The organism is Symbiobacterium sp., assembly GCF_040797425.1.
GTDB lineage: Bacteria > Bacillota > Sulfobacillia > Symbiobacteriales > Symbiobacteriaceae > Symbiobacterium.
In genome coordinates, this window is record NZ_JBFNEH010000079.1 from 1 (window position 1) to 9,799 (window position 9,799).

7 protein-coding genes are annotated in these 9,799 nt (G+C 68.8%); 2 read left to right on the plus strand and 5 right to left on the minus strand.

Going from position 1 to position 9,799, the window contains the following annotated elements:
• The first annotated feature begins 272 nt into the window (after window positions 1–272).
• Entirely contained in the window at window positions 273–434 is a 162-nt protein-coding gene (locus tag AB2385_RS15905) for a hypothetical protein (RefSeq protein ID WP_367655996.1), read from the plus strand.
• A 22-nt stretch (window positions 435–456) separates the two neighbouring features.
• Here AB2385_RS15905 and AB2385_RS15910 read toward each other — a convergent pair whose 3' ends face one another.
• Window positions 457–606 (minus strand): hypothetical protein, encoded by a 150-nt coding sequence (locus AB2385_RS15910; RefSeq protein ID WP_367655997.1) that lies wholly within the window; start codon window positions 604–606, stop codon window positions 457–459.
• A gap of 222 nt (window positions 607–828) precedes the next feature.
• Here AB2385_RS15910 and AB2385_RS15915 point away from each other — a divergent pair, with 222 nt between their 5' ends.
• On the plus strand, window positions 829–2,694 hold the full coding sequence (locus AB2385_RS15915) for a tetratricopeptide repeat protein (protein ID WP_367655998.1): 1,866 nt from the start codon (window positions 829–831) through the stop codon (window positions 2,692–2,694).
• Window positions 2,695–2,872: 178 nt separating this feature from the next.
• Here AB2385_RS15915 and AB2385_RS15920 read toward each other — a convergent pair whose 3' ends face one another.
• The 4 genes from AB2385_RS15920 to AB2385_RS15935 all read right to left on the minus strand — a co-directional run.
• A complete protein-coding gene (locus AB2385_RS15920; RefSeq protein ID WP_367655999.1) occupies window positions 2,873–4,174 on the minus strand; it encodes a TIGR02679 family protein in 1,302 nt (433 codons plus the stop codon).
• A complete protein-coding gene (locus AB2385_RS15925; protein ID WP_367656000.1) occupies window positions 4,171–8,358 on the minus strand; it encodes a TIGR02680 family protein in 4,188 nt (1,395 codons plus the stop codon). Before AB2385_RS15925 ends, AB2385_RS15920 begins: the two co-directional genes overlap by 4 nt.
• 16 nt (window positions 8,359–8,374) lie before the next feature.
• Window positions 8,375–8,569 (minus strand): hypothetical protein, encoded by a 195-nt coding sequence (locus tag AB2385_RS15930; RefSeq protein ID WP_367656001.1) that lies wholly within the window; start codon window positions 8,567–8,569, stop codon window positions 8,375–8,377.
• Between the two features lie 344 nt (window positions 8,570–8,913).
• Window positions 8,914–9,799: copper amine oxidase N-terminal domain-containing protein (locus AB2385_RS15935; RefSeq protein WP_367656002.1), on the minus strand; the 886-nt coding region annotated here is incomplete at its 5' end.

Consider the following 9,799-nt stretch of genomic DNA (forward strand, 5'->3'; position numbering starts at 1 on the left):
CCGGGTACTCAGCAATCTCAAGTTCCGGTCCCGGTGCGGCCCCCACCCGCACAGGTGCGTTCACGAACAGCACCGCCAGCAGCAGCCAGGCGAGCTGCGCGGCACGCCACATGCGTCTCCGATTCATCCGTCCTGCTCTCCCCCACTGTGTACTTCTCACATAGCCAATACGAAATCCCCTGAGGCCAGGTTCTCCCAGGGGCTTTCGCTACAAGGTAAATTCGTGAGTGCTACTACCACACCCGAGCAGGAGCATGACAGGACGGGTTTGCGTGAGCGGAGCGTTGTTGGAGTTCTCCACCGACAGGTCGTCCGCGGCCACCGGTAGAGACCTGGGGACGACCAGCCCACTGCTCGCTTTCACCGGCGGGTTCCGGCTGACCCGGCCGAAGCGGGTGCAGATCCCGGGCCTGGCCCGGCTGGACAAGCAATAGCCCGTCGACAGCCGCGGCCCCGTCACGGACCGTCGCGCCGCTGGTGCTCCCGCACCGCGAGCAGGAACACCACCATCACCGGTGCCAGGAGCGCAAGGGTAATCGGGGCCGTTTTCCAGAAAAACAAGTTCAGCAAGACTACGAATACGACCACTGCGACTGCGCAGCCCATGGCCTTCGCCTCCTCACAGGACACCGAGCTGTGACCTTGTTCACGTTCAACATACACGTGCGCAGTGACAACGGGGTGTCACTGCGCACTTCCATGTTCCCACGACTTTTGTTTTCCTCGAGCTCATTGTGCAACACTGACACTGTTCATGGTATGGTCTTTACAAGAGCTGAACCGCCGTGATTTTCCACCCCTGCGGCGGCCATGGGAGGTAATCACTTGATGTCAACTTCAGCGGACGAGCGGAGAGCGGTTGAACTGAATGACAGAGGCCACCGCCTCATGCAGCAGGGCGACTTTGAGCAGGCCATCGCCTGCTTCCGGGAGGCCTGGGATTTGGGGGGCCTGGTCGCCGCCCGCAACAACTGGGCAACCGCACTGTACCACAGCCACAGGCCGGCCGAGGCACTGCAGGTGCTCGACTGCCTGCTGGAGGATCTCTATGACCACCCATACTCCCACGCCCTGGCCAGCCTCTGCTGGTCCGCCCTGGGCAACACCGAACGGGCCCGGAACCATCTCAAACGGGCAATCCGCGGCTTCGACGCGGGCCTTGCAAACCTTGCCGCCCACCCCGACGGGGGAAAGGCCTGGGTCGAGTACACGGTGGCCATCAAGCACGCGGCAGGAAACCTGGGCGACCACCGACTGGTCCTGGACCTGCACAGCCGCTGGCCGGGCAGAGATCTGCCCCGGGGCACCTTCCTCGCCGGGGTAGCGGCCTTCAACCTGGAAAAGTACGCCCGGGCTGTGCGCATCTGGCAGCGGGTTCGTGATCCCGAGTGGCAGGGCCTCCTGTGGGCGTACAGCCTGGTGGCTGAGCAGACCGAGCGGGGCGTGATTCCGCCGTTTCCGCTGGATTACGAACTTCCCAAGGTTGAGGGGCTCCAGGATCTGACGCCCGAAGAGGCAGACCGGCTGCCCGTGGAGGGAGGACTGCGCGTCATCCTGCTGGCCGCAGCGTTCGACCAGGCAGGAGCCGACCCATCCAGTGGCAGCCGCGCGGTGGCGGAGGTCATCCGCCGCACGGGCGACTGGGGTATCGAACTCGGCCGGCGTCTGCTGCGGGGCGCAACCGTGCCCATGAGCCTCAAGATGGGCGCCGCGCAGGCCTTGACAGAGCTGGGCGTCTTTCCGCCCGGCGAGCCGATCCCCGCGGTCGTCGACGGACGCCCGACGCAGATTGTCGTCCGGACACAAGAGGTCGCCGAGGGGCCCATTCCAGAACTGGAGGCGGTGGTCGAACAGGCCCGGCAATTCTGGGAGGAAGGGCAGCGCGACGCCGCCCTGAAGCTGCTCACGGATCTGCACGAGGGGCCCGTGTTCTACCCTCCGGCAGCGCTGCTTGAAGCCTACTTCCTTCGCGAACAAGGACGCCGGGACGAGGCGCTGGCCCTTGTGCGGAAACTGGAAGAGTTGATGCCCGACCAGCCAAGCGTCCTGCTATTACTGGCGGTGCTCCACCTGGACCAGGGCGATGTGGAAACCGCCAGGCACTACGCGGAAGCCATCGACCCCACCGGCATGCCCCCTGCGTTCCGCCGCGACTTTGAGCGTGTGATGGCCGCACTTGACAGGCAAAGCCTTGTCACGGAAGACCTCGACACGGTGTTCGCCGCCTACCAGGAGTTCTTGCGGGAGCAAGTTGATGAAAAGCCCATCACCCTGAACATGACCCTCGCCACCGCGCTTCGGCGCATCCCGGTGCAGTGGCTGAACGCGGCCGCCGGGCGATTTGCGATTCCGCCCCAGCGCCGCCGCCCCGAGCGGGAGAAGGCCCTGGCTGCGGCGATGCTGAACCGGGACCGGCTCCGGGCCGTCCTGGCGGACGAGCCCCCGGCGGTTCGGGAAGCCCTGGCATTCGTGCTGGCCGAGGGCGGTTGGGTGAAGCTGCAGCGGCTGACCCACCGGTTCGGCGACCAAGCAGGCGATGGTTTCTACTGGGACGAGCACCCGCCCACCTCTCCCCTCGGCCGGCTCCGGGCGCTGGGGCTGGTCCACGTGGGTCGGGCCCTCGTCGGCGGGCGCCGGCACAAGGTCGCGGTGGTTCCGGCCGAGCTGCGCCCGCTGCTGCAGTCCGATCCGTGACCGTCGGCGCCGCGAGCCCGTTCCGCAGTCGGAGCCGAAAGCATTCCCAATCCAAATCGAAGCAGACTGAACCAAGGCCGCCACCCGGCAGACGGGTCGCGGCCTCAGGCTGCAGACCAAGGCGCCTCTTGTGGCCAGTCAGCGGATCACAGGTGGCGGTACCCACCCCGCAATCGTCTCACCCCATCACATCCTCCAACAACACGTTCACCAGCTGCTCCTGGTAGGCCGTGACCCCCTCGGCGGCGACGGCCTGGGCCGTGGCCGCCATAGGCCCCGTTACGGCCAGCAGCGCCTTCCGGGCCTCCTCCGAGAGCGGCTTGCCGCCCGACCCCCGGGCCGCGAGCCGGTACGCGTCCGGCCCGAATCGCCAGGGATGGAAGCGCTCGCCGTACCGTGCGGCCAGCCCGGCGGCGATGATGATGCCGTTCCGGTCGAAATCCCCGCTGTACCAGATCTGTGTCCCGGCTGCCGCCAGCAGGTCCAGGAGGCGCAGCCCGGCCGCGCTCAGGAAGCCGCTGGTGCAGATCAGGGTGACCCGCCGCCCGGGCGGCGCGTCCGCCAGCCGCCGCAGCAGCCACTCAAACACGGCCGGATTCTCCACCACGAAGGCGCGGTCCTGGAGGGCCCGGGCGGATGACCAGCGCCGCACCTCTCCCAGCGTGACGGCCCAGGCGCCGCTGCAGGCGGTCATCGCCGCCACCATGGGATGCACCCGACCGTCCCCCGCCCACTGCGCCTCGGCCAGGTGAGCCACCAGCACGGTGGAAGAAACCTGGTCGACGCCCAACCCCGCCTGATCCAGCAGGTAGGCCCGGGCCTCACGGGACTGCAGTTCCGCCGGCGGCGGGCCGAACCGCTCCTGTAGGGCGTGATCCAGGAGACGCCCGCCCGGCTGGTCCGCGTCGAACGCGTGCGGGTCGCCGGTGAGCGACGCGGCAAAAACCGCCAGGAGTTCGTGCTCGCCCCGGTCCGCCGGCAAGCGGGCCAGGGCGGTGCCCACCGCGGCCACGGCCCATGCGGCCTGCTCCGCGTCGTCTCGGTAGGCCCGCCTGACCCACCGCGCACTCTCACTCTCCCCTGCGCGTACGCCGTCGAACCAGGCACGCACCGCGTCCGTCTGGGGAAGCGCCCCGCCCACCCCCTCCAGCCAGGCCGCCCAACGGGCGGCGGCAGCCTCCCGCTCCCGCCGCCGGGTGGTGATGGGGCCGTACGCCGCCTCCAGCACCTCCAGGAGGCCCGTGCGGTAACGGCTCCGGGCCAGGGCGGCGTCCAGTTCCGGCAGGCTCACCTGCACCTCCTCGCCCCGCCCGGGCGTCCGGCCCAGGAGGTTGGCCAGCTCCTCCCGCTGTGCGGCGCTGAGCGGCAGGCGCACGCGTCCCCGCACGCCGTCCTCCTCGTAGACCTTCCGCCGGGCCGCGGCCAGGAGCGGCTCCAGCCCGGCCTCCCGGAGGGCAACCAGCGCATCCCGGGCGCTCATGGCTCAGACCCCCCGTCCGCCGGCGGCGCCAGGGCCTCCAGGGGCTCCCAGGCCACGCTGCCGTTCCAGAGGATGGGGAAGGCGGTGTGCAGGTTGCCTTCCAGGCTCAGCCGGTAGGTCATGGCAGCCGAGAGCGACTGGCTGTAAGGCAGCTCGTCCGGCGTGGTGATGATCCAGCAGAAACCCAGTTGGGAGAGGAAGGCGAGATAGTTCTCCTGGTTGTTGGTGTCGAAGCCGGCAAAGGCCTCGTCCAGGGCCACCAGGCGGGGCAGGTCTGACCGGGGCGACGCATCGTACCGCGCGGCCACGCCGGCCAGCACCGGGACCGCCAGGGCCCAGGCTTTCGCCGAGGTGGAGCGCCGGCCGAAGCCCCGGGTGCGGATGGGCACCGCGGCGCTGGCGCCGGGCATGCGGCTGAGCAGCTCGTATTCGAACCAGTTGCGGTAGTCCAGCGCACGGGCCACCGCCTCCTGGTAGCCGATCTCCTCGCCGCTGGCCCGGGCCTCCTCCCGCACCCGCTCCACCTCCTCCTTGATCGTGCTGAGCAGCACTGCCCGCTTCTCGTCATCCAGCCAGCGGCTGCCCTGCTCCATCTGCTCGAGTTCGTGCGCGATGCGGGCGCCGGGCATCCTGTCGGGCGGCAGCATGCTGAGCCGCAGGCTGAGCTGTTCGCCGTCGCTGAGCTGCAGGCCCTTCAGCTTCTCGTTGGTCCGCCGGGTAAAATCCCTCGCCGCCCGGATCAGCCGCCGGAGCTCGTCGAGTATCCCCTCGTAGATGATGTCCTCGTAGAGCTTCCGCTGCTCCTCCTCCATCAGCTCCGCGTACTCCCGGGCGCGCAGCTCCAGCCGCTCGCGCAGCTGCGTGGCTGTCACCGGCACCCGGTCGTACTGGAAAGAGAGGCTGGTGTGCTCCCGGTTCCAGGTGGGCACGTAGTCGCGCAGGGTGTCCTGCTCCGCGTAGACCACCTGATTCAGCTCACCCAGCCGCTGCCTCTTGACCTCCTCCAGGTCGGCGGCGTCAACCAGCCGGGCCAGCCGGTGCATGATGTTCACGGAACCCTCCTGGTCGAGGGCTTGCAGGTGGGGAGCCAGCAAGGGGTGCAGCCGGAGTCGCTCGCGCACGACCTCCAGCCGCCGGGCGAGGTCACGCCGCAGCTCCGCCTCCTGCGGCTCGTACTCGGCGATGCGCTCCCGGGCCGTGTCCCTCTGGGTCTCGAGGCCGCCCCGCCGCTTCTGGCTGGCCCTCTCCTCTTCCTCCAGGTCCCGCAGCCGGCTCAACGCCCGCTCCAGCCGCTGCTGGCGGGCCCGTACGTCCGGGTCGGCCAGTTGCCGCTCCAGGGTCTCGACCGCGGCCGCCGCGGCGGCGTGGTTCCGCCGGGCGAGTTCGTGGTCGCGCTCCAAGCCCGCCATGATCTGCCGTCCGTGCTGCAGGTGAGCCACCAGGGAACGATACGACTCCGCCAGGCGCACCAGCGCCTCCGCGGGCGCCGTGAGCGCCCCGATCTTGCGGCCCAGGTCGGCAAATTCATGCCTGCGCTGCACCAGGCCCTCGTAGGTCAGTTCGGCCGCTCCCGGCAGATCGGCAGCCGCCCGGTGGAAGGCCACGGTCCGGTCGTGCAGCACCGCCTCTGCCTTGGCCAGCTTCGGCTTTTCGGCCTCCACGCGCTCCTGGGCTCGCTGCGCCTCCTCCGCCCGGAGCCGGACGGTTCCCAGCGCATCGAACAGCCTCTGCCAGGAAAGCCGCTGCAGCGCCTTCAGCTCCGCATCCACCGCCTGGATGGCCGCCTCCGCTGCCTGTCGCTCCGCTTCCGCCTGAGCCAGGGCGTCCTGCGCGTGACGGAGCGCCTCGCCGACCTCCCGCAGGCGGCGCTCCCGGCGGCGGCGCCGGTTCTCCTCGCCCAGGTAACCGGCCTCGCCCTCTACCCACGGGCCCACCTGCCCCTCCGCCACGCCGTTCCGCCACCGGCCATCGGGAGCCACCCAGCGGTCGCCGCTTCCCTCGCCCCAGCCGATGGAGGCCAGGGCAGCCGCCACCGCCGGGGGCGCGTCCGGCTCGGGCTCCAGCACCGTGAGGAGGGATGGACCGGCGACAGGCCGGGGCTGAAGGCGAGCATCCACCGGGGCCCCGGCCCAGGCCCCGCCAGCGCCGTCATCCCCCTCAGGGAAAACCAGAAGGTCCAGCCAGCCCGCTTCCAGCACCGCCGCCTCCACACGGGCCTGCACGTCGGGCGGCACGTCCGGGCGGAACCGGGCCCAGCGGAAGAGGGGCCGCAGCCGGTCCGGCAGGGACCGGCGGGCCCGCGCCCGCACCTCGGACCGGGGCGGGTCACCGGGGTCAGCCTCGATCTCGGCCAGCCGCTCCTTCAGCCGGTCCACCCGTAGCTGCGCGACCCGCCGCTCCTGCTCGGCCGCGTCGACCCGGGCCGCGAACTGTTCCTTCCGGCGGGCCGCCAGCTCGGCGATGGGCTCCACCAACTCGTGCACCCCGCCGGCCGGCGGCGCGTCCAGATCCCGCACCCGGGCTGCCAGGCGGGCGACATCCATGTCACCGGGCGCCAGCGCGGGGCTCTGTTCCTGCCAATGGGAGAGCTGCCGGATAAGATCCTCGCGCGCGTCGTCCGCCTGGTCCTTCGCGGCCTCCAGCGCGTCGGCGGCGCGACCGAAGTCCTTGCGGAGCTCTTCGATGCGGGTCTGCGCCATCGCGAAGGCCCGGTCGGCCTCATCGAGCGCCCGGCGGGCTTCGGCTGCCCGGGCAAAACCTCGCTGCAGGTCCTCGGCCTCGAGGGCGAGCCCCGGGTCGGGCCCGGCGCCCTCCAGCACCTCAGGCGGATCGTCCACCGCGAGCACGACGATGGCCTGGCCGGCCTCCCGCAGTTCCCGTGCCGCCCCGTGCCACCCCAGCCCCTCGGCCGCCCGGGCCAGGGACTCGATCTCATCCGCCAGGGCACGCCGCCGGTGGGCGAAATCCTCTGCGACCCGCCGCTGATCGCCCTCCACCTGCTCCAGGCGCTTCCGTTCAGCCGCCAGCCGCTCTTCCAGGTCCGCCACCCGGCGGATGGCCTCCGCCGCCTTCTCCTTGGCCTCCTGCAGCCGCTCCTGCAGGTCGACGCCCTCGGATTGCCGCAGTTCCTCCACCTCGGCCTTCAAGGCAGCCTGCTCCTGATCCCGCTTCTGGCGTTGCTCCTCCAACGCCGCCAGGCCCTCATCGGCATCCAGCAGGCTCTCCCGGGCCTCCTTCAGCTTGCCGACCACGTGGCCCAGCTGTCCCTGCACGCTCAGGTACTGCCCGGCCGCCTCCTGCACCAGCACCTCGGCGAGGGCGTAGAGGGCTGCGTCCACACGGCCGACCGCCTCCGCCTTCGCCGTCACGTCGGCCAGGTTGCGCCGGTACTCTTCGATGTTATTGACCACCTCGCCCACCCGGCTGAGCCGGTCGGGCGAGATGCCCGGGAGCGAGCGGCGCAGGAGGTCGCAAACCTTGTCGGGCCCGGCTTGCTCGCCGAGCTTGGGCCGCCGGGCCTGGAGCAGCATCGCAATCAGGGCGTCGAAGTCGTCGCCCTGGAAGCCGAAGAGGTGATCGTTCACCAGCCGCTGGTACTCCGACTTCTCGGTGACGACGATGCCCCCGTCGCCCAGCAGGCGCGCAAACTCCCGCCGGCCGAGGCAGGTGTCGTCGGCGCCGCGCACATCGAAGTCGCGCCCGAGCCGCTGCCCCTTCAGGAGCAGGAAGCCCCACCAGTCGACAATCCTGCGGGGGTTGGACCGGGAAGCCGTCACGCCCATCCCGATGGTCAAGAACCGCTGCTCCACCGTGTGGTAGAACTCCAGAGCGATGTAACCGGTGCGCGCCTCATAGCGGAACGCGTCGGGGTTGCCGGCCTCGGCCCCGTCCGCCCCCAGCAAGTAATAATGAAGGAAACGGTCGCGGCTCTGCGCCGGATCCAGCCGCGCCGGTTCGGTCCGCCCATCCAGCAGCACGGGGATGGTGAGCGCCAGCAGCGAGGACTTGCCGCCGGCGTTCTGCCCGGTCAGGGCCAGCCGGCCATGGGCGAAGCCGAACTCCTGGTCCCGCCAGTGCCACCAGTCCCGCAGGATGAGCCGCTCGGGCCGCCATCCCTGCGGCCCGCCGGGGACGGCGCGCCGCTGCTCTTCCAGGTGGCGTTCAAGTCGTTGCCAGAATTCCATGGCTACCTCCCATGCGTCAGAACAGCCTGGCCTGCTCCACCCGCGGCCGCTCCTGCTCGGCGGCCCTGCCGCCCTCTTGCGCCGCACCGCTCTCGCGATCCGCCGGTCGGCTGCCGCCGGCCTCCCCGGTCACATACCGCCCCCTGATGCCCGCCGCAGCCGGCAGCAGGTAGCAACGGCCCAACCGGTCGGGCCCCCGGAGCAGCCCCATGCGCCGCATCTCCGCCAGCACCACCGCGGTCCAGTTACAGCACTCGCTCTCGCTTCAGGAGCGGTTACTTCCTTCAGGTTCAGCTTCCATAGATGTGCGCCCGCCGAGTGATAGACCACCCCATCAACCACTACAGGCTGTGCAGCGCTTTCCCCCAGTGCCTGAGTCTGCCAGAACACTGACAACTCAAGCAACCCTGTGGGGACCGACACGACTGACGTACGGTTGGGCGATCCACCCTTGGTGATCCAGTTCCCTGTCATGGCCGTCGGCGTGTGCATGAAGGTCGCCATCACCACAACCGCACCGACAACCCAGCGTCGCCACCTCATGCACGGCCCCCCTTAGTATCGAACGGCCCGGTTCTCAAGGTACCAGCTCGGATACTCGTAGAGAGGGAAAAAGGGAGTGAAAATATGCACCTGATAAGTACCCGAGAGGGTGCCGTCTTCGCGGCGGAAGATGGGCTCTGCACCCACCCAGTAGACTTTGGCCCCCATCTGCTCAGCAACAAACCGAACCGGCACCATCGCCCGGTCGTTCCGAATTACTGGAGGTGCGTCCAGTGGCACCTCGTGCCCATCCACGACCGCTACTGGCTGGTCAACGGTTAGTACTATGGTTCGCTCGGGAGTCGTCACTATCTGCTCTTCAAGAAGGAAACGGTCGGGGTCAGGCAGATGCGTCTCCGGTTGGAACAGATCTGGGTAGTCGTATCCAGGCACCGGAACTGCCTTCATTACGTTGCGGGTGACGGCTGGGAAATGGATCGTGACTTGGCGCCGTGCTTGATCCCAGGAAACCTCGGCACCCATCATCTCACTGATGAATCGGATCGGAACCCGTACACGGTTAACGGTAGTGTCGAGATACGCCGGCGTATCGAAATGGATACTGGCGTTACCAAAATTTAGGAAAACGTATATTTGGTCGGGATTGCCCTCGTGCCGATATCCGTAGTCGCGGCCCAGACCAGGGTGGGACTTGTCCATCCAGTACTCGTATTCGATGCCCCGCGCGTCAGCCAGTTTCTCCTCCTCGCTGGGTTCACGTGCTAATGTGATTGACTTGACCGGTTCATATCGGCAGGGCTTCAAGTGTAGTCGGTTTACAACATACGAACGGCCGAAAACGCGGGTAATGAGTTGCGTGTCAGGCTCCGGATAAGCATAGACGTGCATCGTCGTTCCGCAACCCATCCAGTCCTCTTCCCAGTAATAGGGATACTCC

Coding starts and splice junctions, on each gene's coding strand:
- AB2385_RS15930 (WP_367656001.1), bottom strand. CDS start 8,569: ATGGGGCTGCTCCGGGGGCCCGACCGGTTGGGCCGTTGCTACCTGCTG.
- AB2385_RS15910 (WP_367655997.1), bottom strand. CDS start 606: ATGGGCTGCGCAGTCGCAGTGGTCGTATTCGTAGTCTTGCTGAACTTG.
- AB2385_RS15915 (WP_367655998.1), top strand. CDS start 829: ATGTCAACTTCAGCGGACGAGCGGAGAGCGGTTGAACTGAATGACAGA.
- AB2385_RS15920 (WP_367655999.1), bottom strand. CDS start 4,174: ATGAGCGCCCGGGATGCGCTGGTTGCCCTCCGGGAGGCCGGGCTGGAG.
- AB2385_RS15925 (WP_367656000.1), bottom strand. CDS start 8,358: ATGGAATTCTGGCAACGACTTGAACGCCACCTGGAAGAGCAGCGGCGC.